Below are 23,439 nucleotides of genomic sequence, written 5' to 3' on the forward strand. Positions count from 1 at the left end.
ACGCAACGGTTATTGAGAGGGCTATGACATTGCACATGTCAAAACATGATGTATGTCACATAAAGCATTGTCTACCCTAGCAACATGCTTGATCAGAATCCAATTGTACTGGTGGACAAGGTGCTGAACCATAGCTGCAATACACGCAGCAATCCCCTTCCTTTGGTTTTAGCACCTGGTGGCAGTTTTCACATTCATAGAAATACTGACAGGCGTCAGTCGGCATAGTTTCTTCTTTCTGATGTCCGCAGTTGGGGCAAGTGATGGTAGATTCTAAGATGATTTCCATTTATTTCTCTGTTTTATTGGTCACTGAATATCCGGTTGAGTTGATGGCTTGTTCAATTTCAAGGACGTCCGTTTTGGATTTATCAAATTCTACGATGGCATTGCCCTGGTCGTAGGAGGCGGTTACATTCAGGATGCCGCTGAGCATATTTACTTCATGCACTACATGCGCTGCGCACCCCTGACAAGTCATGCCTTTGATTTGAAAATTTACGGTCTGAATGTCTGACTTATCAACGATGATCACTTGCTTTTCAGATTTAGGGTAGAAAATGTGAGCATAAAGCGGGAACGCCAACATCAGGGCAGCAAAGACCGTGATTATTGAAAGGAACTTTCTTGTTTGCCAAAAGGAGGGCTGAAGGTTCTCCTCACAGGCACATTCTTTTTCCTTTTTGGCCTTTGGTTTGAGTTTCTGATACCAGGCAAAGCCTAATACAACCACTGTGATGCCGACAAAAAAAGGCCTTGCCGGATCGAGCCATGAGAAAGTGGACGCAATCCCGCTTGCACCGGCCACTAATGCAAGCACCGGGCTGATGCAGCAAAGGGAGCTTACTAAAGCGGCTAAAAGGCCGCTGGTTAAAAGGGAATTTTTCATATACTTAATTTTCAAAAAAAGAAGGGCTCTGCGCCCTCCCAGTTACTTTTTCTTACAGCAGGCGGGTACTTCCGCCACTTTCATGTCATAAGGACATTCAGGAGTGCCTGCCAAAGGGCAGGTAACTTTTGGACAATCTGGAGTACCTTCCAAAGGACAAGCTTTTGGAGATGAGTTGATCCCGTAGGCAAGGCCACCAATTGCGAGAATACTCGCTGTTGCGAAAATCATGAGTTTACTTTTCATATCAATCTATTTTAATGAAACATCTCTCCAAAGGTCAGTCACGGGGGGAGGGGGTATCCAAACGTTCGGATAAAAATTTCTTCAATTCTTCTTCCACCATGCGGGCTTCTCGTAGTTTTTTAGGCACTTCTTCGAGTTTAAGCTCTGGAAATAGTTTTCTCAGCTTTTCTATTGTTTCTTCATTGCCACAGTCGCCAGGGCAGCTCTGGTAAGCTGACGAGATCCTTTCTGCTAGTGCTTTCCTGTAGGCATCATCCAATAACTCGTAAGTAGTCTTAGCAAGCATGGATTGCACAGCTTTTAGCTGCAAAAGGATATTTTCAACCTGGTCCACATCATCTATTTTGCTAAGGATGTATCCCAGCTGACCTGTTGCTGTTTTTAGTGAAACCTTTATGCTTTGAGTGAGATCATGGGGTATCATAAGGTAGGAATTGAATTTGGGAGCTTAAACAAATCGAGCACAGATGAAATGATTCGCTGACTTTGCGCTTCTACTGAATAGAATATGGTTTGTCCCGATTTTTTAGTCGTCACGATTCTTGCATCCTTCAGTTTTTTCAAATGCTGTGAGACGGCCGGCACGGTCATGCCCAGGATGTCTGACAAGTCGCACGGACAAAGTTCATTTTCCTGCTTCAAGAGGTACAGGATTTTGAGGCGGACCGCATTACCGGCAAGATTCAGTACATCTGCCAGTTCTAAAAGTCCTTCCTCCTTGCTTTTCAAGTCTTCCCTGCACCTATTGATCTGGTCGCTATCGGCAAAGACACGAATACATGTATTCATAACTTCGTATTTAAGCATTTGCTTAACAAAGCTAAGGAATTAAATGTATTTAAGCAAGCACTTAAATACAGAAAAGGGCTATTTCGCCCTTCTCATCAATTTTGGTGCTGCCAGCTTCTCCCGGAGAGTGTGCATGTCTTCACTTACCTTCTTCTCCACCACTTTTGCGTAAACCTGTGTAGTAGTAATTTTTGAATGGCCGAGCATTTTGCTTACGGTCTCCAACGGGACACCATTGCAAAGGGTAACGGTGGTGGCAAATGTATGCCTGGCCAAGTGGAAAGTCAGGTTCTTTTCAATCCCACACAGGTCGGCAATTTCTTTCAAATAGGAATTGAGCTTCTGGTTGGAGATCACTGGAAATACTGTTCCCTTCTGTAAAGCCCTTGGATGGGTTTTGTATTTCTCTATGATCTCCCAGGCTTTGGGAAGAATGGGAACCCTTACAGGCTGGTCAGTCTTTTGCCTGCAGGTGGAGAGCCAGTATTCTCCGTCTATGCCTATGGTGATGTTGGAAGGTGTTAGGTTCATAGCATCGATGTAAGCCAGTCCAGTGTAGCAGCTGAATACAAACAGATCTCTTACCCACTGCAAACGCACAATTTTGAAGTCCCTGTTTTCCAATGTTTCCAATTCTTCGGCATCTAAGAAACCCCTATCCACTCGGTGAAATTTGAGCTGGTATTTATCAAATGGATCCCGGCTTACCCATTCCATTTTTACAGCCATGGTCACCATCTTCCGGAAACGCTCCAAGTGCTTCATCACTCCATTGTTGCCAAGTGGCTTCTGGTGGTCTTTGGGTTTGTAGTTACGGAGGTAGAATTCAAAATCGGTGATGAACTTGTACGACAGTTCTGAAAGGAACATGTCAGTTGTACCGAACCGCTCTTTCAAAAATCTGTGGATGTACTTCTGAGTGGTGAAGTAGTTTTTCATCGTGCCCCAAGCCAGTGTATCTCGCATAGCCTGGTTGTGATAATCCACCAGCTTGCATAAAGTGAAGTCCTTTTGGTCTGTACCCAGGAACATGCTTTTGATAGCATCTGCGGTGATCAGTCGCTTTTGCACTTGCATTTCCTGGTAGCATTCCATGATACGGGCCTGGACTTCATCCAAATAATGATTGAGCGATTTGATTTCTTCCCGGCTGCCCTTGGCCATGCCTTTGCTACCATTCCAGTCGCCTGGTTTGATCCAGCGTTTCAATGATATTTCTACCCTGCGGCCATCAACGGTGACCCTGGCATAGATTGGGAGTAGGCCATCTTTGGCCTTGTTCGTTCTTGTGATGAACTGAACTCCGAAGGTGTTTGTAGTTCTCATGACAATTCAGCTTTTGAGTGTTTGTGTTAAAATGATTCCTCTCGTGGTGAACTGCTTCCACAAGGTCACTCAAACAGACCTAAAACAGTTCAAATTATGCGATGCAACTATCTGTTTTACAGCTATTTGCATCAATCTGGTGAACTAAAATAAACCATTCATTTGGTTCACCGGATAGGTCTCATTTTTGCTGAAATTGTCTAAATCGAACTGATACGTAAAAAATAAAAAAGCCCGCAAATCGTAAGATTTGCAGGCTTTTGGGTTCTGATGAACCTTTGTTGTCGGGGTGGCAGGATTCGAACCTACGACCTCCTCGTCCCAAACGAGGCGCGATACCGGGCTACGCTACACCCCGCGACATTATCTTTAATTCTTTATTTCTCTGAAACGCTTTTTCAGAACCCCGTGCGGAGGAGGGGGGATTCGAACCCCCGGAACCTATTACTAAGTTCGGCAGTTTAGCAAACTACTGGTTTCAGCCACTCACCCACTCCTCCAAATCGTTAGATATTGCTATCTCTTTCCGAATTGGAATGCAAATATAAGGGAATGATTTAAACTTATACAAATGACACCAGTCATATTTTTATAAAAAATTCAATATACTTTCTAAATAATTGATAATCAAATATTAATGCTTGTCGTTCAATTAATATTATTTTTTGCGGCTCATTTATATTTTAAATTAAATAGATTCCTTTTCAACATACTGTTGGCCTTTCCGTTTCGTTTTATATTTTTGTGCAAAACATAAACTATGACGTGGATAAATTCTCTGGGAACAGAGGAAATTGTTTTTATTGTACTTTTCCTGGGACTCTATCTGGCATATACCTTCAGGGTGTTCCGTATAGCCAAAAGAATGGGACAGGCCTATTCAAATGTGCTGCCTAAATTTCTTTTAAGATCTGTGATATTTGCATTGCTTATTATGGCATTAATGGGACCCTCATTTGGGGAAGACAAGCAAGAAGTGAAGGCAGTAGGAAAGGATATTATGATTGCGGTGGATTTATCCCAATCAATGAATGCATTTGATATTGCACCTACCCGGCTGGAAAAAGTAAAGTACGAGTTGAAAAACATTGTTGATGCTTTCAGTTCCGACAGAATAGGATTGTTGATTTTTTCCTCGGAGGCTTTTGTTCAGTGTCCTTTAACATACGATCAAAATGCACTCAACCTTTTTATAGAAACATTAAACACAGGTTTGGTGCCAAGTACTGGTACTGATTTTGGCGCAGCACTTTCTATGGCTTATGATAAATTGACCAAAGATGAAGAACCGGCTGGTAATCAAAAATCCAAAATAATTATACTGATAAGTGATGGGGAAGATTTTGGAGATGAAACCGATAAAGCCGTTTCAAAAATAAATGATTCAGGTATTAGGCTTTTTACATTAGGTGTAGGTACTGAGAAGGGGAGTAAAATCAGTACCCGTACAGGCTATAAAAAGGACAGAAATGGAAATGAGGTAATTTCTCAGCTTAATTCTAAATCGTTAAAAGATATTGCCTATGATGCTGATGGTAAATATTTTGAGATCAATTACCTTGACAATGAAGTAGGAAGGTTAATTGCCACTGTTAATGCCATTGAAGGGGAATTAAAAGACACAAAAGTTGTTGATGTATCAGCAAACAAATTTCATTATTTCCTGGGTATAGCATTTTTGCTTTTGCTTCTGGATGTTTTTACTACTGTAAAAATTATAAAAATATGAACAGTAAAATTATTTTCATCATCTTATTGGGCTTCATTTTCAGTCTAAATGTGTTGGCCATTGATCCGGTGAGCAAAATTGCCAAGGCCAATAAAGCAAAGGAGTTAGCTAAAGAAGCCTATATCAATGGAAAATATCAGGAAGCCATCAAACATTATTCGTACCTGCTGGACTCTCTCAATTATGAGAGCGAAGAGGCACAGTTGAACAGGGCACATTCTTATTTCCAGTTGAAAGATACCATTAATGCTTTCGATAATTACAGAAGTTTGAGTACAGCCAGCTCTAAAGATATTCAATCCAGGGCTTTTTTACAGATGGGGAATCTGTCTGAACAACAAAAGGAGTATGAGAATGCTCTTTCTTATTTTAAAGAAGCCCTGAAAGCAAATCCGGCTAATCAAGAGGCCCGTTACAATTATGAGCTCTTGAAGAAAAAAATGAAAGAGCAGGAAGAAAATCAGGATCAACAACAAGACCAGCAAGATCAGGACAAGGACCAGCAAGATAAAAAAGAAGAAAATAAAGAGCAGGAAAGCAAGGAAGATCAGGATTCTGAGAGCCAGCAGCAAAAGGACGATCAGGAGAAATCTCAGGAAGACAAGGAAGCTGAGCAGAACCAACAAAAAGAAGATGGTGAGCAGAGCAAGGATGAGCAGGAGCAAAAATCTGATGCTGAACAGAAAAAGGACCAGGAACAAAAACAAAATGAAGATACCCAGGAGGTAGAAAGCGAAGAACAACAACCTATGGAGCCTTCTACTCGTGAAAAGTTGGAACAGATGAATGTTTCTGAAGAAAAGGCCAAAATGATATTAGAGGCTTTAAGAAATAAAGAAGCCCAATATTTTCAGCAAATGAGAAAAAAGGCTACAGAAAGACCAAAATCTAATAAGCCGGATTGGTAATCATGATGAACTCTCTTTTTATCACTGGCCTTTTTCATTAATTTTACTTTTACAAAAATCAAAATAATCAACAATGAAAGAAGTATATATTATATCTGCAGTAAGAACCCCCATTGGTAGTTTTGGAGGAAGTCTATCGAGCTTAACTGCTATAGAATTAGGATCTGCTGCTATTAAGGGTGCTTTAAAAAAAGCCAATGTGGAAGCTAAGGAAGTGGATGAAGTTTTTATGGGCAATGTAGTTTCTGCTAATTTGGGCCAGGCTCCTGCCCGCCAGGCAGCTGTTGGTGCAGGTTTAGGTTTCAATGTACCATGTACTACTATCAATAAAGTTTGTTCATCAGGAATGAAGTCTGTCATGTTTGGTGCACAGAGTATTATGCTGGGCCATGCGGACACTGTTGTGGCTGGAGGAATGGAAAGTATGTCCAACATCCCTTATTATATTCCGAAAGCCCGATATGGCTATAAATATGGAAACGGAGAATTGGTTGATGGTTTATTGAAAGATGGTCTTTGGGAAGTGTATTATAAATTTCCGATGGGTAATTGTGCTGATAATACCGCCAAAGAAATGAATATTAGCCGTGAAATGCAGGATGAATATGCCATCAATTCATACAAAAAAGTTGCAGCTGCTACAGAGGCAGGCCATTTTAAGGATGAAATTGTTCCTGTGGAAGTGCCACAAAGAAAAGGTGATCCTATCATGGTGACCGAGGATGAGGAATATAAAAATGTAAACTTTGATAAAATTCCTGGTTTAAGACCTGTTTTCTCTAAAGAAGGTACTGTAACTGCAGCCAATGCTTCCACCATTAATGATGGCGCCTCTGCATTAATCCTGATGAGCAAGGAAAAAGCAGATGCTTTAGGATTAAAACCTATTGCAAAAATAAGAGGTTTTGGTGATGCTGCACAAGATCCTATCTGGTTTACTACAGCGCCTTCATTGGCAATTCCTATTGCTATGAAAAGGGCAGGTGTTTCCCAGAGTGAAGTTGATTATTTTGAAATAAATGAAGCATTTTCGGCTGTAGCTATTGCCAATAACCAGCAACTCAATTTAGATCCATCTAAAGTGAATGTATTTGGTGGTGCTGTAGCTCTTGGGCATCCATTAGGTGCTTCAGGCGCAAGGATCATGTCAACATTACACTCTGTGTTGAGAAACAAAGGAGGAAATATTGGTGTGGCCGGTATTTGTAATGGTGGTGGAGGTGCTTCCGCTATTGTTATTGAGAAAATGTAAAAAAATCATTCACAACAACTTGATTTGTTTCTGAACAATATTTCCCAATTCTGATCTTTATATGATTAGGATTGGGTTTTTTATTAAGTAATTATTAAAAAAAAATGAGAAGAGAGGAACAAGTCCTGCGTTAGAGAGGTTCTGCTTTAAATTTTCCTCCCATTTTTTTCTAACTTAGAAACTGAAATTTAGTTGGTTGAGAAAATCTGCTTTGTCATTTATAAAATTCAATTGCCCTTGAACAATTCAAATCACCACCATAAAATTATTTTCTCTTTTTTATTGATGTTTTTACTTTGCTTCAGCGCGAGGAGTCAAGAGCTAAAAAAGGTAACTAATTATTACGATAGTGCCCAAAGCATTCCTAAAGAAGTGTATTTTATTGCCAATAATGATAGTACTCATATAGAAGGGGAATATAAAAAATACTATCAGTCAGGAGAGCTATTGGCAGAAGGTCAGTTTCAAAATGGCAAAGAAGAAGGTGTGTTTGAAATGTACTATCCAAATGGTAAGTTGATGCGTACTACTGAATTTGAAGAAGGTAGACGTGCCGGAAAAACCATTGTCTTTAGTGAGGGAAATAAAAAACTACAAGAAGCAACCTTCTTAAATGATACATTAAATGGCAAGCTCAAAGTGTATTATAATTCAGGCCAAATAAAAAGTGAAAGTAATTTTTTAAAAGGGAAACCTGATGGCCTTGTGTTGGAGTATTTTGAGGATGGCACTTTAGCCCAAAAAATCACTTATAAAAATGGGAAACCAAATGGTCTGACAGAAAGATACTATGCCAATGGACAGCTAAAAACCAGGGAGAATTATGTGAATGGGGATTTGAACGGAGCTTTTGAAACCTATTTTGATAATGGTCAGCAAGAAACGGTTTTTGAGACTTCGAAAGGCAAAAAATCCGGGGAGTTGAGAAGCTTCGACAGGCAGGGAAATTTGTTGCTAAAAAGCAATTATGTGAATGGCAATTTGCATGGTGAAAATATCAGTTACTATCCAAATGGTCTTACAAAAACCATCAGAAATTATAAGAATGGATTTCTTTCCGGTGAGGTATTTGATTTTGGTACTGATAGTGTGTTGGTTTTAAAAACTTCTTATAGTAACGAACAGGAAACTAAGGAAGTAATTGAGTATTATTCAAACGGAAAGGAAAAATCCATTACTTATTTCCGAAATGATAAGCCTGAGGGAGAATGGAAATACTTCTACGAAAGTGGTTTTGTGAAAAAGGTGGAAAACTATAGTAATGGTATGCTTCAGGGCGGCAATACTACTTATTACCCTAATGAAAAAATAAAATCTGAAGTGGAATACCAGGCGGGTAAGAAAACCGGGATGGAGCAGACTTATCATGAGAACGGTAATCAGAAGTCTTCAAAAATCTTCAAATTTGGTAAGGCTCATGGAGAATATATCCAATACCATGAGAATGGGATTAAAGCTTTACAAGGAGAATATGCCGGAGATAAGAAAGTAGGTAAATGGCTCTATTATAATGAGAAAAACCAGTTAGTGAAAACAGCAATTTACTTCAATGATCAATTGAAAGAAACCATACTTCCTGAAGAGGAAAAGTAAGTGCTAAAACTACTTAAATCTTCTCTCACATAAGCTTTTATAGGCTACTCCTTATTAATAAATCTTATTTAAAAACCAGTTCTCTTTTTGTTTGATTGCTGTTTTTAAAATTTCGAACTAGTTACAAAACCTCAACAACTAGAATTTCACTGCATATTTAGGTTTAACTTAAGTTTTAAAGCTTATTAAAACCAAATTTTATTCTTTATCTTTTGTCTTGATACAAAAGATACAAAAAATCAAGACAAAAAGATGCTCCTACGCTATAATTCAGCCCATTCCCCGCCTTTTTGTCGCCCAGCCCGCCCGTTCGTAGCAAATATTGTTTGGTTTTCTAACATTATAGTATTTATCATGAGCTCCCTACTTTATTCTCTCACATAAGCTTTTATAATTATATCCTTAGCAGGGGCAGTGGGGTCATTGGTAAACAAGGTAATTCTTTTTACCTGTGAGCCACTTAAACCTGAAGTGTCAAAATTCACATTTAGCTCACCATCTGCTCCGCCTTCATAATCCATTTTCTTTAAATCGGTAACTGTGCATCCGCAGGTAGTTTTGGTTTTTCTGATATTAAGAGGCTCTTTACCAGTATTTTTAAATAGGAAAGTGTGCTTTAATAAATCGCCCCTATTAACATGTCCGAAATCATAAGTTTCTTCTTCGAATAATATATGTGGTGCATTGGCTAGTTCTTTTTCACTCATTGGCGGAAAATACTCCAGAATGGTGGCAATTACGGATAAGGATTTATTACTGTTTTCCAGTTCATCAGTGAATAAAGTCAACTGATCATTGAGGAATCCCAGGTCATCCCTCATTTTAGGGGCATAGGTCACTTGTATTTCGGCCTGTTCTTTTGGAGGAATAGCAGAAGGAATAACTTTGGCACTTATAAAATCACCTGAAACCACCCTGTCAAAAAAAGTCACTGTATCTTCCGATTGATTATAAATAACAAAAGTTTTTGTTACAGGTTCTTTGGTGGTAATGGTACTAAAGTTTAAAAATTTGCTTTTGAACCTGATGTCTCCTATCTCTGTAGGGAAATTATCCTCTACAGTTAGGGTTTTGGGAGTCACAAAGCCTGAGATTTTTAAAATTTTCAATCCCGGTTCGGCATTACTGGTTACGGTAACAGTTTTGTCAAACTTTCCGGGCCTGTTCAATGGGTTGTAGGCCACAACAATTTTACCTGTATCACCAGGCATTAGTGCAGTTTTTTCCCAAAAGGGTGTAGTACAACCGCATGAAGCCCTTACGGAAGATAGTTGAATAGAATCCTTTCCAATGTTGATGAATTGGAAGACATGTTTGACTTCTCCCTGCTGTTCTTGAAGAGTGCCGAAATCATAGGATTCTTCCAGAAATGTGATTTTGCGTTCATTTTCTTGTGCGAAACTAAAACTGTGGATAAAAAACACAAAAACAATACAGATAGAATTCTTAAGCAAATGAATATTCTTCATAAATTCGTTTTTTATTAATAATGCTAAGTTAAACATTTCTTCTCTGAAGCTTAATGATACAACGCAGATATTACTGATTTCATGCTAAGTGAAAAATATTACTCATTTTAATTGCATGGCGGTTCTATCTGATCTTTTTAGAGAAAGAGACTCAATAAATAACAAATATAAATTATGAAGAATGCTAATATAAGCCTCCTGATTGTAAGGGTTGCGGCTGGTGGAATGATGTTAACCCACGGGTATCCAAAGTTTCTAAAACTTATCAGTGGTGATTTTGGATTTGCTGACCCGATAGGGATTGGTCAGGAACTCTCATTAATTTTAACTGTGCTGGCTGAATTTGGCTGCTCTATTTTCCTGGTTTTAGGTTTATTTACCCGTTGGGTAGCTATTCCTTTAGCTTTTACTATGGTAGTAGCTGTGTTTATTGTACATGGTGATGATCCATTTTCTAAGCAGGAGTTCGGTTTATTGTATTTATCTTTATTTTTAGTGGCAGCTTTAAGTGGTCCCGGGAAATACAGTATCGATCATTACAGAGGGAAATAAAATTTTAAGCATTTTAAATTCAGTAACATGTCACGTATTTTAACAGGTATTCAAAGTTCAGGTAAACCACATTTGGGCAATTTAATGGGGGCCATCATTCCTGCCATTAAATTATCTCAGGACCCTAAAAATGAATCTTTCTTTTTTATAGCAGATTTACATTCACTCACAACCATTAAAGACGCTGAAAGCAGGGTCAATAATGTAAATGCTGTGGCAGCTGCCTGGTTAGCTTTTGGTTTTGATACTGAGAAGAATCTTTTTTATCGTCAGTCACGAGTGCCTCAGGTAACCGAATTGAGTTGGTATCTAAGCTGTTTCACACCTTTCCCCATGCTATCCAATGCACACTCATTTAAGGATAAATCTGATAGATTGGCAGACGTGAATGCAGGTTTGTTTACTTACCCTGTTCTCATGGCTTGTGATATATTAATGTATGATGCTGATATAGTTCCTGTGGGGAAAGATCAAAAACAGCATTTGGAAATGGCCAGAGATATTGCCAGTTCTTTTAATCATCAATATGGAGAAGTATTTGTTTTACCGGAAGCAAAAATTGATGAGGATATTATGACAATTCCAGGCACGGATGGGCAAAAAATGAGTAAGTCCTATGGTAATACCATCGACATCTTTTTAAATGATAAACAGTTGCGAAAAAATGTAATGAGTATCGTTACAGATAGTACACCCATGGAATCCCCTAAAAATCCTGATGTATGCAATGTGTTCAATATCTATAAATTATTGGCAGATAAAGAACAAATTGTAGAAATGAGAAAGAATTATGAGGGCGGAAATTATGGCTACGGACATGCTAAGCAAGCTTTATTTGAATTGATTGTAGATAAGTATGCCAAAGAACGTGAAGCGTTCAACCGTTTGATGGAAAATCCTGATGAGTTGAACAGGAAATTAGAAAAAGGAGAAGAAAGGGCAGCCGAAATTGCGAATAAGACACTGGAAAAAGTAAGGAAAGTGTTAGGGTTCGGAAGGTAATTCTGATAATGATCTATTCACCACTTGCAGGAAAAAATATTTTATAGTAAGAATAATTAGTAATTAAGAATGAATAACATACACAAAATAGCCGGGGAATTATCTGTTCAAATTAAGCAAGTAGAGGCCGTAGTGGAACTATTGGAATCGGGTGCTACAGTCCCTTTTATTTCCCGCTATAGAAAAGAAATGACAGGCAGTCTTGATGAGGTGGCTGTAGCAGCTATCAGAGATAGAAGTCAGCAGTTACAGGATCTGGACAAAAGGAAAGAGGCTATCTTGAAATCTATTAAAGAGCAAGAAAAGTTAACCCCTGAACTGGAAAAAGAAATTAATGCTGCCGAGACTATGGCAAGGTTGGAAGATATTTATCTTCCTTATAAACCAAAAAGAAGAACCAAAGGCACCATTGCCAAAGAAAAAGGATTGGAGCCTTTGGCTAAAAAGGTATTTGAACAGATTCCTTTCGACCTTCAGACAGAGGCTGCTCATTATATTGATGAAGAGAAAGAGGTAGTCACTATTGAAGATGCACTACATGGTGCCAGGGATATTATGGCGGAGTGGATCAATGAAAATGCTGTAGTGCGTGAAGCTTTGCGAAAACTTTTCTATGAAAAAGGGAGGTTTTATGCTAAGGTATTAACAGGAAAAGAGCAAGAGGGACATAAATACAAAGATTATTTTGAATGGGATGAAGCGGTGAAAACGGCACCTTCGCATAGAGTTTTAGCGATGAGGAGGGGAGAAAAAGAGATGATTCTCATGCTGGACATCAAGCCTGAGGAAGAGGATGCCATAGCTTTACTTGAAAGACATTTTGTAAAGGCAGAGAATGATTTGGGAGAGCAGGTAAGGATCACGATAGCGGATGCTTATAAGCGATTGCTAAAACCTTCTATGGAAACAGAAATCAGGATTCTGACCAAGAAAAAAGCAGATGAAGAAGCAATTAAAGTGTTCTCTGAAAACCTCAGGCAACTCTTATTATCTGCTCCATTGGGACAGAAAAATGTAATGGCTGTCGATCCTGGTTTCAGAACAGGTTGTAAGCTGGTATGTCTTGACAAACAAGGCAAGCTGCTATTTAATGAAGCCATTTATCCTCATGAACCACAGAGACAAGTGCAGAAATCTGCTGCTTTGATTTTACAACTGGTGAGTAAGTACAATATAGAGGCCATTGCTATTGGCAACGGTACTGCGGGCAGGGAAACAGAGAAATTCATGAATGAAATTGGCTTGCCCAAGAATGTGATGGTAGTGATGGTGAATGAAAGTGGTGCTTCTATCTATTCTGCATCGGACATTGCAAGAGAGGAATTTTCCGATTATGATTTAACAGTGCGTGGTGCAGTTTCCATTGGCAGAAGGTTAATGGATCCGTTGGCTGAACTAGTGAAAATAGATGCCAAATCAATAGGAGTAGGGCAGTATCAGCATGATGTGGATCAGAATTTATTGAAATCCGGACTTGATGACACAGTGATGAGCTGTGTAAATGCAGTAGGTGTGGAGGTAAATACAGCCAGTAAACAATTATTAACTTATGTTTCAGGATTAGGTCCCCAGATAGCTCAAAATATTGTTGATTACAGGAATGAGAATGGCCCTTTTAAAAGTAAAAATGAGTTAAAGAAAGTACCTCGACTGGGTGATAAAGCTTACGAACAGGCTGCGGGCTTTCTTAGAATTGGTGATGCTGCCAATCCATTGGACAGTAGTGCTGTACACCCGGAAAGCTATAATATAGTAGAGCAAATGGCCAAAGATGTACAAGCTTCAGTAAAGGATTTAATGACAGGTAAAGAATTGCGAGAGCAGTTGGATATGAAAAAATATATTACTGAAACTATTGGTTTGCCTACCCTGAAAGATATTATGCAGGAATTGGCTAAGCCAGGCCGTGATCCAAGGGAGCAGTTTGAGGCTTTCTCTTTTACAGAGGGGGTTAACAAAATATCAGAACTGAAAGTAGGAATGAAGCTGCCAGGTATCATTACTAACATCACCAACTTCGGAGCTTTTGTAGATGTGGGGGTTCATCAGGATGGATTGGTGCATGTGAGCCATTTGGCCGATAAATTTGTAAGCAATCCGGCAGAGGTAGTTTCTGTTCAGCAAAAAGTGCAGGTAACAGTTCTGGAAGTAGATGAATCACGAAAGAGAATTTCCTTGTCATTAAAGAAGGATCCCTTTAGCAAAGAAGCAGAACATAAACCAAAAGGAAAATTCAACAAGAAAAAAGAAGAAAAAACTCCAGAGGGGGATTTTCAGTCTAAGTTGGCTGCTCTCAAAGGTAAATTTGGTTGATAGGCTCCAGGTGACTGAGTTCTGCTTTATTAGGATAGAAATAAAGCAGAACTTAGTTCCTTCTTTTAGGCTCCTCATGAAAAATAAATTTCACCTATAAACCGGATATCCTTGCTTTTATTAGTGTTTCTTTAAATTTAAAACTAAGTACAAAACCTCAAAAAACAGGAATTTCATTTAGTATTGAGCTTAACTTAATGTCCGGTTTTTTGTTGCAAGTCCATACTATATAACTAGCTCTGTTAGCCAGTTGCTAAGCAGCCTTTTATAACTCACCCCTGATTCATCTTCGACAAATCTGTCCCCTCTCTCCCGAGGAAAGAGGGGAGAAATCCCGTATAAATTAACGCTTTCCTTAATATTTGTTAGAAGCACAAAGATTCTTTATTCAAGAATGGTTGAAATCAATATTCCCTTCTCTTCCTAACCTGTCCCGACCCATCGGGAAAAAGAGAAGAGTGGTCCCGAGTATCGGGATCGGGATGAGTTGGGAAAAGCTGAAGTAAGCAATTGCTGATTAGGTTCAAGTTATCTCCTTTGAAGTTCAGTTCAAAGACTGCGATGACTTGATACAAAAGATAGAATTCCGATAGCTATCGGAACAAGACAAAAAGATGTCAGCCTTTGGCTGGCTTCCACGCTACAGTCCCACGCGCTCCCCGCCTTTTTGTCCACCCACGCGCATACTCCGAGCAAATTTTATTTGGCTCTCAAACATTGAAGCATTTATCAAGGGCTCCCTCTTTTATTTGCTACAATTAACCATTTAATAAGGCTCTGGAAATGATTTTGCTAGAATCTAATTCCAGCCAAAGTAATATCATCCGTCTGTTCTTTATTGCCTTTCCAATTAAATAGGATTTCTTCCAAATTTGTTTCCTGGTGTTGCATAGGTAGTTTGTTCATGCTGCACAATAGGTTTTTAAGCCGCTTTTTCATGAATTTTTTATCATCTGGCCCTCCAAATTGGTCAGGATAACCATCTGTATAGAGATAAAGTTGATCATCTTCCTCCATTTTTAATTCTACATTTATGGCTTTTTTATCAATACCATCTGCAAAACCACCTATAGAAAAACGTTCTCCTTTAATTTCCTCCCATGTGTTTTTCCTGCACAATAGCAGGTTACTGTTAGCTCCTGAGAAGGTCAGTTTTCGTTTTTTTTCTTCCCAACATATCAATGCAATGTCCAATCCATCATTGGCTGAGTTTTCCTTGTACTGTAAGCTGTTGAGTACGGCCTCATCAAGCATTTTTAAAATCTGGCTACAATCGTTGATATCTCTCTGGATAATAATGCTATTCAGTAAATCATTGGCCATTACTGTCATGAAAGCACCGGGTATGCCATGGCCTGTACAATCTGCTACAGCGAAAAATACTTTTTCCTTCTTTTTGGTGTACCAATAAAAATCACCACTTACAATTGATTTAGGTAGGTAGATCATGAATATTTCTTTGAAGTATTCCCTAATCTGGTTCATGTCAGGGAGAATAGCCCTTTGAATATTTTGAGCATACCAAATACTTTCCATAATTTCAGTGCTGGCCTCTTCCAGGGCTTGCTTTTGGGAATAAATATTATCACGCTGTGTTTCTATTTCGTCTTTTTGCTCTTTGATCTCGGATTTTTGTAGATTAATTTCTTCATTTTTTAACCGTAGCAGGTCATTGGCTCGTTGTTTGATTTTATACCTATTGTAGCTGATTCCCGCTATCATCGCCAAAAGAGCTCCCAGTGCATATAAAAAATAGTTAGTGTTTTTTCTTCTGCTTAACTGCAAGCCTGTGATATCAGCTTCGTTTTTTAGCATCAGGATTTCCTTCTCCTTCTCCTGTATTTCATGATTCTTTTCAAGTTGGGAGACCTGTCGATTGAAATCTTCATTAAAGATAGAATCATTCAGTGCTTTGAACATTTGAAAGGCCAATAAGGAGTTTTTGTAATCTCCATTCTTTTCATAAATTTCCGACAATCCCTCATAAGCTTCTTTAAGTACATCTATGGCTTCTACTTTGGTGGCCAGTTCAATTGATTGTTTGAAATATTTTTCTGCCTCGGTATGCTTTTGTTGTTTTGAAAGAGACTGTGCCATGCTTTTGATGATATAGGCTTTGTCATAATGTTCCTCATCTTCAGGTATAGCAGATAGAGATTGATGCATATAATAGACAGCAGAATCGATATCTCCATAGCTTCTGTGGTAGAGCCCAATATTGTGAAGAGAGTTATAAATTCCTGTGATATTATTTCTCATACTATCCAGCATCAAACTTTCTCTGAAGAAAATGATTGCTTTTTCAGGCAAGTTTCTTTTCATATAAACTAAGCCCAGGTTACTCATTGTATTGGAAATTCCGGCTGTGTCTTTAAGTTCTCTTTTAATATCGAGTGATTCCTGATAATAAAAGCTGGACTTATCCAGCCTTCCGATTTCATCATAGATAATTCCCAGGTTGTTGAGTGCACGGGATTTTGATTGAGGATTATTCAATTCATTTTCCTTGTCTAATACCAATAAGAAAAAATCAAGTGTTTTCTTATAATCTCCAAGGCTATAATAAGCAATTCCTAAATTATTAAGTAGCTGAATTTCAGAATTGGTGTCTTTAATTTTCCGTGAAAGTTCCAATCCTTCCAATCCATAAAGTATTGATTGAGAGGGCTCTTTAGTGTTATTTAAATATAATAGCTCCTTTAAAACTTTAACGCGACTACTATCAGGAAGCTTTTGTTTTAATAAAAACTGCAAACTGTCAGTTCCTGTAGCAAAAGCAGGTAAAAGGAGAAGGGACATGAAAATGCTACAAATTAATCTACACATGGGGATTACTGGTTTACTTATTCAATTCAAATTATCATAGTAAGACAGAAAAATTTACAATAAGTCGAGTGTAAAAAAAATAATAGCTTTGTCAGCTGTTGTGTCTCAAAAAATGGTTGTCAGTACTATTTTTGCTTTATTACTTTATATAGTTCACTGATATGTTTATAAACATAAAATAAAATTATTAAATAGCCTATTAATGATGAAATGTTTCGATGGGACGGGATTATAGAGAGGTGAAACCCGGATCCACTTGACAAACTCTATATAATTATTTAGAGAACATTAGTTTGGAAAAAGCAATGAAAATCAAAGAGCTTATCCGGGTAGATTGCTGTAAAAACAATAAAGGCAAGCCATATAAATAGCTTGCCTTTATTATATATATGGGTTTTCTTAAGCTAGTCTTGCAATTAAGTCAGCAGTTCTTGCAGAATAGCCGGCTTCATTATCATACCAACCTACAACTTTCACTAAATTTCCATTTACTGAAGTTAAGGCAGAATCAAAAATGCAAGAATGGGTGTTGCCTACAATGTCAATTGAAACAATAGGATCTTCGGTGTATTCCAAAATTCCTTTCATTGGACCATCAGCAGCTTTTTTCATAGCAGCATTTACTTCTTCAACAGTAGTTTCTTTAGAAAGAATTACTGTCAAATCAGTTAAAGAGCCATCAGGAATAGGTACCCTTAAAGCGATCCCATCCAATTTTCCTTGTACGGCAGGCAATACTTTTCCTACCGCAATTGCGGCACCTGTAGAGGTAGGTACAATTGAATAAGCAGCAGCTCTTGCTCTTCTTAAATCTGAATGAGGTGCATCCTGTAATTTTTGGTCAGCAGTATAGGCGTGAACAGTAGAAATATAACCTTTTTCAATACCAAAAGCATCATTTAATACTTTAGCCATTGGAGCTAAACAATTTGTAGTACAAGAAGCATTAGAATAAATCTTATCATTGTCATTAATGCTTTCGTCATTCACACCAAGAACAACGAAAGGAATATCTCCTTTAGCTGGCGCAGAGATTACCACTTTTTTGGCACCAGCGGATAAATGTTTGCTTGCGCTTTCTTTATCTACGAAGAAACCGGTTGATTCTAAAACAATGTCAACACCTGAAGCTTTCCATGGTAAGTTGGCAGGGTCTTTCTCAGCTGTTACTGAAATACTTTTACCATTTACAATAATGGCTTTATCTGTGTGGGAAACTTCGCCCGGAAACCTTCCGTGTACAGAATCATATTTTAATAAATGCGCCAGAGTTTTGGTATCTGTAAGATCGTTGATGGCAACAACTTCCACATTATCTTTCTTTAGTAATTCTTTAAAGCTTAGCCTGCCTATGCGACCAAACCCATTGATAGCAACTTTTACTTTTGACATGTTGATATATAGTTTTGTTGAATTGTAATTAAGCAGTAAATATAAAACTACTTAGTAGTATTATCAAATTAGAAGGCTATTCCTTTCCGGTGAAAAATAAATATTATCTTTTTTAGGCCGATACTTTGCAATTAAAATTTAGCCATCTATATTTGCATCTCCATTTAAAAATGGCCCGTTCATCTAGGGGTTAGGATATCAGGTTTTCATCCTGGAAACAGGGGTTCGATTCCCCTACGGGCTACTTTTTTAATGGGTTAATTGAGCAGACGGCTCAATCATCTGAGCAGATTTTTAGTCGTAGATTAATGTCTGTAAGGATTAATAAAATATCATGGCCCGTTCATCTAGGGGTTAGGATATCAGGTTTTCATCCTGGAAACAGGGGTTCGATTCCCCTACGGGCTACAAAGGCTGTCAGAAATGGCAGCCTTTTTTTATTTCCACTAAATCAATTACTTTAGTATTTAAAAATAAGATTTATAAGCCTGAGTCAAGGATTCTCAATTATCGAAAATCCGTAAAGCCCTGCGGAACTCTACAGATAGGTGAGGTGAATAGAGTATAGTTCCTTCTTTGAAGCCTGTCAAAAAGAGCGTTTGATGGCCGTCTCAGAACGTCCCTGAAGCTCCTCTTTAAGTTAAGCCAAGGAACAAATCATTTCCCCATCGATAATGATTTGTTCATCCAAGCTTCCAGACTAAGATGCTCTTTGTGTGCATTCATTTTAGATAACCATTTTGCAAAAAAAAAGTCCCACATTTCAGTACTTTTTGCAAATTATTACGCTTTAATTCTTCTAGGCCAATATTTATAGACTCGTTCAAAATTAATTATTTATTGAGGTGTTAATATATTCAACCTACCTATTGGTAGCCTAATTACTCACTCATTAAAAAATCAACTACTTCTTCTTCACTTCCACAAAGTTTGAAGGGTAAATTGAATTTATTAACAGATTTGAGAAGCATGTTTAAATAATATCTTTTAAAGATACTTGCATCACTTATGGTTCCGGCCCTTTTTAAACCTGATTCTATTGCTTTAGGCAACATAACCTGCTCAAACCATTTTCTATTTTCTGGTCCAATTACCCCTTGCTCTCGTGTGTCGGTATAAAATCTCTTAACAGGATAGCCAGATTGTGCATGTTTTAGAGCAGCCTCAAATGCACTTCTATACTGCTCGTTGGTCACAGAGCCTTTCCATTTTATCCTTACCATTTGCCTGGATGGGAAATATGCCACTTCAGCATATGATGCATCTATTAGTATTTCGATATCATTGGTTTCAGAATTATCCATATTGTCAAATCTCTCTCTTTAAATTATCAATTACTTTATAATTTAACAATTTATAATCGACCAACAATAGAATTTGAGTGATCAATTTCTACTTGTATTAAGCTTTGAGTATTGTTGATGGTATTGGGAGGCAAGGTTCATTATTCTAAGGAAGCTAATGATCACTCAACGGCATCAGCTAAATCCCTTAAATCTACAGGAACTACCCTGGAAACGCCCTGTTCTATCATGGTTACTCCGTAAATTACGTCAGTGCTGGACATGGTACGTTTGTTATGGGTTACCACTATAAATTGAGATTCATTTGAAAATTCCCGGATGATATTGTTGAACTTATCAATGTTGGCATCATCCAAAGGTGCATCCACTTCGTCAAAAATACAAAATGGAGCAGGTTTTAAAAGGTAAATAGCAAATAGGAGGGAAATGGCTGTTAAAGTTTTTTCACCACCGGAAAGCTGATTAATGGTTAGTGGTCTTTTCCCTTTGGGTTTCGCCATGATCTCAATCTTGGACTCAAGTGGATTATCCGGATCTGAAAGTTGTAAGTCGCATTCGTCTTCTTCAGTGAAGAGAGCGCGGAACACTTTCATGAAATTTTCTTTGATTTTTTCGTAAGCTTCAATGAAATTGACTCTTGCTACTTCGTCAATTTCACTGATGGTAGATAAGAGTGATTCCTTGGCATTTCGTAAATCTTCTCTTTGGGTGATGATGAAGTCATTTCTTTCTTTTATTTCCTCATACGCTTCCATGGCCATAGGATTAACAGGTCCCATTCGCTCCATCTTTTCTTTCAGACGCGAAACTTCTTCTCTTAAATCATCAGCATTTGTGTTGTCCTCAGTTTCTTCCTCTTCCTGAGCCATGATTTTGTCCAAATCAATATCAAACTCTACAGAAAGCCTTTCTTTCACGCTGTTAAGTTGCAGTTTGGTTTCATTGAGGTTGTTCTGCATCTCCATCAAAAGAGTGTCTACCTGCTCTTTATTACGCTGTATCTGGCGTGTTTCCTTCTCTATTTCATCAATCCCACCACGGGCTGCATAATATGCTTTCTCTACCTCATTTACACCCAGTTCAATCGATTCTTTCTCTTCATACATACCTAAAAGCTCATCATCACTGCTTTCAGCTGTATCGATCAGATGCTTGATGTCCTCATCATTTTGTTTGAGTTGTACCTGGTTCTTTTCGAGCCTTTCCGAGCTGCTCTCGAATGCATTTTGCTTATAGCCAATTTCCTGTTCAAGGCTATTGACCCTATTCTGTTGTTGGTGAAACTCTATATTTTCCTGATTAAAGGCAGATGATTTCTGGCTCAATAAATCGTCCTGAATGCTTAAATCCTCACTAATAAGGTTAAGTCTTTGCTCAATTTCTTTCAGTCGCTCAGTTTTTTGCTGTGCCTCAGGTCGGATGGTTTCAATTTCTTCAAATAGCTTTTCTCTTTGTTCTTCTAAGCCCTCTCTTTTATTGGCCGCGGAACTAAGCATTTGTGCAAACTGCTCTTGTTTGGTTTTTACGGATATATATTCTGAATTGACTTCACTAATTTCAGCCTGTAGTAATTCTATATTTTCCCTGTAACTGTGCTGTTTTAGGTTTTCTAAGTCCTTTTGTCTGGTTTCCAGGCTTTCTTTTATGCCTGTAATTTTTTTATTGAGTTGCTTAATTTCTTCCTGTAACTTTTCCAGGTTTTTGGCACGTCCTATTCTTTTACCCTCAAACAAACCCACTGAACCACCGGACATGCTGAACTTTCTTTTGGTTACTTTGCCACTTTCTGTAATGAATGTGCTGTCCTTGTCATCAGGAATTTTATTATAATCCCCTTTAACTACATATACATTGTCCAATATGTAGGCCACCAATCTTTTATATTTTGCATCGTACTCTACAATTTCAGTGGCCGCCACTGCATTGTCGTATAATTTAGTATCTGATGGAAGGAATTTTTCGAAGCTGTCTAAAATAAAGAAATGTGCTTTTCCTTTACTGGCATCACTTAACAAATTAACTGCCTCATATGCCTGAGCCTCAGTTTCTACAATATAATAATTCATGTAGGGCTCCAGGAAATTTTCAATAGTAATACGGTAGTCTTCAGAGCAGGTTAGGATATCAGATAATAAAGGAGCATTCTTTCCCCACTTAGAGCTTTTCTTTAGGAACTTAATGGCTTCCGGAAATCCCTCCAAATTATCTACCAGTGATTTCGTGAGGTTATATTCATTCTCCCGGGCATCCAGCTTTCTTGAAGATTGCGTGAGTTCTTCTTTTATGAGTTCAATAGTATGTTTTGATTCCTCCATCTGTTGGTTCAGATGGTCTTCCTTAGATTTCAGGTTCTGGAGGTATTCATTTTTTTCGGCCAGTAAAGTAGAAAGTGTACTTGTTTTGTGGTCAAACTCAGCTACACTGGCGCTTTGTTCAGAACTATCACTGGTGCTTTTCTCCAATTCCTGCTTGATGGAAGAAAGCTGAATTTCTTTGATTTCCAGCGATTTATTTAGTTGATATACTTGATTCTGAAACTCTTTTTGCTGTGTGTTAAGCGTATTTACTTCTTCCCTGATGGCGGCTGTTTTTGCTTTTTGCGCTTCATATTCTTCCTGTAAAACTTGAACACGCTGCTCTGTTTCTAAAAATATCTTTTGGGCTGACTCCTTTTCCTGATTCAGGCTTTTAATACTAAAGGAAGCGCGCTCATTGCTTTGTTTGTCCTGTTCTATTTGTTGTTTCAGGCTATCGCTTTTGTCTTGAAGAAAACGTAATCTTTCATTTTTGATTTTCTTCTCACTTTCATATTGCCTGATTTTATTGACGTGCTCATTCAGGGCTTTTTGCCGAGTGGCCAATAATTTTTCCTGCTGCAATAGTTCAGTTTTAGCTTTTTCAAGTATGGCTTCCTGCTCTGCAGATTGCCTGTTAAGGCTTATTTTTTTATCGTTTTCTGCTTGTACCTGCTTTGTTAATGATAAGAATACATCGCGTTTCTCTGCTACTGTTTTTTTCGCCAGTAGTACACTTTTATCTTTATATTCTGCTTTATACTGGTAATACCTTTCTGCTTGTTTGGCTTGTTTTTCCAGTGATTTAAGATTCTTCTCTATCTCAAAAAGTAAATCTTCCACACGTTCCAGATCAGTGTCTGTATCAGCCAGTTTTTTAAGCGTTTCTTTCTTCCTGATTTTGAATTTACTAATCCCTGCAGCTTCTTCAAAAAGCCCTCTACGGGAATTGTCCTTATCAGTAAGGATGTCATCTACCATCTTAAGTTCTATGATGGCATAGCTATTGGAACTTATGCCTGTATCCATGAACAAATTGGTAATGTCTTTTAATCTACAGCTTACGCCATTGAGTAAATATTCACTTTCCCCTGATCGGTAGTATCTACGGGTAATGGTAACGTTGGAATATTCTGTGGGTAAAAGATTTTTTGTATTACTGAAGGTAAGGGATACTTCTGCTAAATTGCTTTGTTTTCTTTTTTTAGTTCCGTTGAAAATGATGTTTTCCATTTTATCGGAGCGGAGCATACGAGATTTTTGCTCTCCCAGTACCCAGCGAATAGAATCTACTACATTGGATTTACCACATCCGTTAGGGCCTACCACTCCGGTAATTCCTTTGTCAAAATTGATGACCATCCGGTCCCCAAAACTCTTAAATCCTTTAATCTCCAGTTTGGTAAGCTGCATAATTTATAGAAACGATAGATAGCTCAGTAGAGCGAATAACAAATTTATCATTTATTTGCACAAGTCTATAATGAAAAAGCTAAAATAGGAAAGGGAATAATTGGATTTGATGTACAGGATTGAAAATAGAGTTAAAGCTCTT

Annotated in this window: 18 protein-coding genes and 4 tRNA genes; 9 read left to right on the plus strand and 13 right to left on the minus strand. The window is 38.1% G+C overall.

Going from position 1 to position 23,439, the window contains the following annotated elements:
• Window positions 1–76 precede the first annotated feature (76 nt).
• The 8 genes from JKA74_RS06215 to JKA74_RS06250 all read right to left on the minus strand — a co-directional run bounded on the left by JKA74_RS06215 (window position 77) and on the right by JKA74_RS06250 (window position 3,750).
• Window positions 77–289, minus strand: a complete 213-nt coding sequence (locus tag JKA74_RS06215) for a GDCCVxC domain-containing (seleno)protein (RefSeq protein WP_073094976.1) — start codon at window positions 287–289, stop codon at window positions 77–79.
• The gene (gene merTP, locus JKA74_RS06220) at window positions 290–889 is read right to left on the minus strand and encodes a mercuric transport protein MerTP (protein WP_201430307.1); all 600 of its coding nucleotides are present in this window, start codon (window positions 887–889) and stop codon (window positions 290–292) included.
• A 42-nt stretch (window positions 890–931) separates the two neighbouring features.
• Complete coding sequence (locus JKA74_RS06225) at window positions 932–1,135, minus strand: hypothetical protein (protein WP_143156028.1); 204 nt, start codon at window positions 1,133–1,135, stop codon at window positions 932–934.
• Between the two features lie 34 nt (window positions 1,136–1,169).
• Window positions 1,170–1,559, minus strand: a complete 390-nt coding sequence (locus JKA74_RS06230; RefSeq protein WP_201430308.1) for a metal-sensing transcriptional repressor — start codon at window positions 1,557–1,559, stop codon at window positions 1,170–1,172.
• A complete protein-coding gene (locus JKA74_RS06235; protein ID WP_236587567.1) occupies window positions 1,556–1,924 on the minus strand; it encodes an ArsR/SmtB family transcription factor in 369 nt (122 codons plus the stop codon). Before JKA74_RS06235 ends, JKA74_RS06230 begins: the two co-directional genes overlap by 4 nt.
• A gap of 78 nt (window positions 1,925–2,002) precedes the next feature.
• Window positions 2,003–3,250, minus strand: coding sequence for a site-specific integrase (locus tag JKA74_RS06240; RefSeq protein ID WP_201430310.1), 1,248 nt, complete (start codon window positions 3,248–3,250; stop codon window positions 2,003–2,005).
• A 284-nt stretch (window positions 3,251–3,534) separates the two neighbouring features.
• A tRNA-Pro gene (locus tag JKA74_RS06245) sits at window positions 3,535–3,608 on the minus strand.
• A gap of 53 nt (window positions 3,609–3,661) precedes the next feature.
• Window positions 3,662–3,750: transfer RNA gene (locus tag JKA74_RS06250), tRNA-Ser, on the minus strand.
• Between the two features lie 260 nt (window positions 3,751–4,010).
• Between JKA74_RS06250 and JKA74_RS06255 the strand changes: the two genes are divergently transcribed.
• From JKA74_RS06255 to JKA74_RS06270, 4 genes are all read left to right on the plus strand, one after another.
• The gene (locus tag JKA74_RS06255) at window positions 4,011–4,979 is read left to right on the plus strand and encodes a vWA domain-containing protein (protein ID WP_201430311.1); all 969 of its coding nucleotides are present in this window, start codon (window positions 4,011–4,013) and stop codon (window positions 4,977–4,979) included.
• A complete protein-coding gene (locus JKA74_RS06260; RefSeq protein ID WP_201430312.1) occupies window positions 4,976–5,887 on the plus strand; it encodes a tetratricopeptide repeat protein in 912 nt (303 codons plus the stop codon). The genes JKA74_RS06255 and JKA74_RS06260 overlap by 4 nt, the downstream gene beginning before the upstream one ends.
• Window positions 5,888–5,960: 73 nt before the next feature.
• The gene (locus JKA74_RS06265; protein WP_201430313.1) at window positions 5,961–7,139 is read left to right on the plus strand and encodes an acetyl-CoA C-acyltransferase; all 1,179 of its coding nucleotides are present in this window, start codon (window positions 5,961–5,963) and stop codon (window positions 7,137–7,139) included.
• A gap of 237 nt (window positions 7,140–7,376) precedes the next feature.
• Entirely contained in the window at window positions 7,377–8,732 is a 1,356-nt protein-coding gene (locus tag JKA74_RS06270; protein ID WP_201430314.1) for a toxin-antitoxin system YwqK family antitoxin, read from the plus strand.
• Between the two features lie 368 nt (window positions 8,733–9,100).
• Here the strand turns inward: JKA74_RS06270 and JKA74_RS06275 are convergent, their stop codons facing one another.
• Complete coding sequence (locus JKA74_RS06275; RefSeq protein ID WP_201430315.1) at window positions 9,101–10,201, minus strand: DUF1573 domain-containing protein; 1,101 nt, start codon at window positions 10,199–10,201, stop codon at window positions 9,101–9,103.
• A gap of 174 nt (window positions 10,202–10,375) precedes the next feature.
• Here JKA74_RS06275 and JKA74_RS06280 point away from each other — a divergent pair, with 174 nt between their 5' ends.
• The 3 genes from JKA74_RS06280 to JKA74_RS06290 all read left to right on the plus strand — a co-directional run bounded on the left by JKA74_RS06280 (window position 10,376) and on the right by JKA74_RS06290 (window position 14,068).
• Window positions 10,376–10,753 carry a DoxX family protein gene (locus tag JKA74_RS06280; protein ID WP_201430316.1) on the plus strand — a complete coding sequence of 126 codons (378 nt, stop codon included), beginning with the start codon at window positions 10,376–10,378 and terminating at the stop codon, window positions 10,751–10,753.
• Between the two features lie 27 nt (window positions 10,754–10,780).
• Complete coding sequence (trpS, locus tag JKA74_RS06285; protein WP_201430317.1) at window positions 10,781–11,755, plus strand: tryptophan--tRNA ligase; 975 nt, start codon at window positions 10,781–10,783, stop codon at window positions 11,753–11,755.
• Between the two features lie 69 nt (window positions 11,756–11,824).
• Window positions 11,825–14,068, plus strand: a complete 2,244-nt coding sequence (locus JKA74_RS06290; RefSeq protein WP_201430318.1) for a Tex family protein — start codon at window positions 11,825–11,827, stop codon at window positions 14,066–14,068.
• Window positions 14,069–14,860: 792 nt separating this feature from the next.
• Here the strand turns inward: JKA74_RS06290 and JKA74_RS06295 are convergent.
• Together JKA74_RS06295 and gap are read right to left on the minus strand one after the other, a co-directional pair.
• Window positions 14,861–16,894 (minus strand): tetratricopeptide repeat protein, encoded by a 2,034-nt coding sequence (locus JKA74_RS06295; protein ID WP_201430319.1) that lies wholly within the window; start codon window positions 16,892–16,894, stop codon window positions 14,861–14,863.
• Window positions 16,895–17,293: 399 nt separating this feature from the next.
• Complete coding sequence (gene gap, locus JKA74_RS06300) at window positions 17,294–18,286, minus strand: type I glyceraldehyde-3-phosphate dehydrogenase (protein WP_201430320.1); 993 nt, start codon at window positions 18,284–18,286, stop codon at window positions 17,294–17,296.
• A gap of 172 nt (window positions 18,287–18,458) precedes the next feature.
• Between gap and JKA74_RS06305 the strand changes: the two genes are divergently transcribed.
• Window positions 18,459–18,530: transfer RNA gene (locus JKA74_RS06305), tRNA-Glu, on the plus strand.
• Window positions 18,531–18,622: 92 nt separating this feature from the next.
• Window positions 18,623–18,694: transfer RNA gene (locus JKA74_RS06310), tRNA-Glu, on the plus strand.
• Window positions 18,695–19,167: 473 nt separating this feature from the next.
• Here JKA74_RS06310 and JKA74_RS06315 read toward each other — a convergent pair.
• Window positions 19,168–19,590, minus strand: coding sequence for a hypothetical protein (locus tag JKA74_RS06315; protein WP_201430321.1), 423 nt, complete (start codon window positions 19,588–19,590; stop codon window positions 19,168–19,170).
• A 161-nt stretch (window positions 19,591–19,751) separates the two neighbouring features.
• Window positions 19,752–23,297, minus strand: coding sequence for a chromosome segregation protein SMC (gene smc, locus JKA74_RS06320; RefSeq protein ID WP_201430322.1), 3,546 nt, complete (start codon window positions 23,295–23,297; stop codon window positions 19,752–19,754).
• Window positions 23,298–23,439 lie beyond the last annotated feature (142 nt).

The organism is Marivirga aurantiaca, assembly GCF_016679925.1.
GTDB lineage: Bacteria > Bacteroidota > Bacteroidia > Cytophagales > Cyclobacteriaceae > Marivirga > Marivirga aurantiaca.

Excerpts from the sequence above, each read along its gene's own strand:
- JKA74_RS06215 (WP_073094976.1), bottom strand. The coding sequence starts at position 289 with ATGGAAATCATCTTAGAATCTACCATCACTTGCCCCAACTGCGGACAT.
- merTP (WP_201430307.1), bottom strand. The coding sequence starts at position 889 with ATGAAAAATTCCCTTTTAACCAGCGGCCTTTTAGCCGCTTTAGTAAGC.
- JKA74_RS06225 (WP_143156028.1), bottom strand. The coding sequence starts at position 1,135 with ATGAAAAGTAAACTCATGATTTTCGCAACAGCGAGTATTCTCGCAATT.
- JKA74_RS06230 (WP_201430308.1), bottom strand. The coding sequence starts at position 1,559 with ATGATACCCCATGATCTCACTCAAAGCATAAAGGTTTCACTAAAAACA.
- JKA74_RS06235 (WP_236587567.1), bottom strand. The coding sequence starts at position 1,924 with ATGAATACATGTATTCGTGTCTTTGCCGATAGCGACCAGATCAATAGG.
- JKA74_RS06240 (WP_201430310.1), bottom strand. The coding sequence starts at position 3,250 with ATGAGAACTACAAACACCTTCGGAGTTCAGTTCATCACAAGAACGAAC.
- JKA74_RS06255 (WP_201430311.1), top strand. The coding sequence starts at position 4,011 with ATGACGTGGATAAATTCTCTGGGAACAGAGGAAATTGTTTTTATTGTA.
- JKA74_RS06260 (WP_201430312.1), top strand. The coding sequence starts at position 4,976 with ATGAACAGTAAAATTATTTTCATCATCTTATTGGGCTTCATTTTCAGT.
- JKA74_RS06265 (WP_201430313.1), top strand. The coding sequence starts at position 5,961 with ATGAAAGAAGTATATATTATATCTGCAGTAAGAACCCCCATTGGTAGT.
- JKA74_RS06275 (WP_201430315.1), bottom strand. The coding sequence starts at position 10,201 with ATGAAGAATATTCATTTGCTTAAGAATTCTATCTGTATTGTTTTTGTG.
- JKA74_RS06280 (WP_201430316.1), top strand. The coding sequence starts at position 10,376 with ATGAAGAATGCTAATATAAGCCTCCTGATTGTAAGGGTTGCGGCTGGT.
- trpS (WP_201430317.1), top strand. The coding sequence starts at position 10,781 with ATGTCACGTATTTTAACAGGTATTCAAAGTTCAGGTAAACCACATTTG.
- JKA74_RS06290 (WP_201430318.1), top strand. The coding sequence starts at position 11,825 with ATGAATAACATACACAAAATAGCCGGGGAATTATCTGTTCAAATTAAG.
- JKA74_RS06295 (WP_201430319.1), bottom strand. The coding sequence starts at position 16,894 with ATGTGTAGATTAATTTGTAGCATTTTCATGTCCCTTCTCCTTTTACCT.
- gap (WP_201430320.1), bottom strand. The coding sequence starts at position 18,286 with ATGTCAAAAGTAAAAGTTGCTATCAATGGGTTTGGTCGCATAGGCAGG.
- JKA74_RS06315 (WP_201430321.1), bottom strand. The coding sequence starts at position 19,590 with ATGGATAATTCTGAAACCAATGATATCGAAATACTAATAGATGCATCA.
- smc (WP_201430322.1), bottom strand. The coding sequence starts at position 23,297 with ATGCAGCTTACCAAACTGGAGATTAAAGGATTTAAGAGTTTTGGGGAC.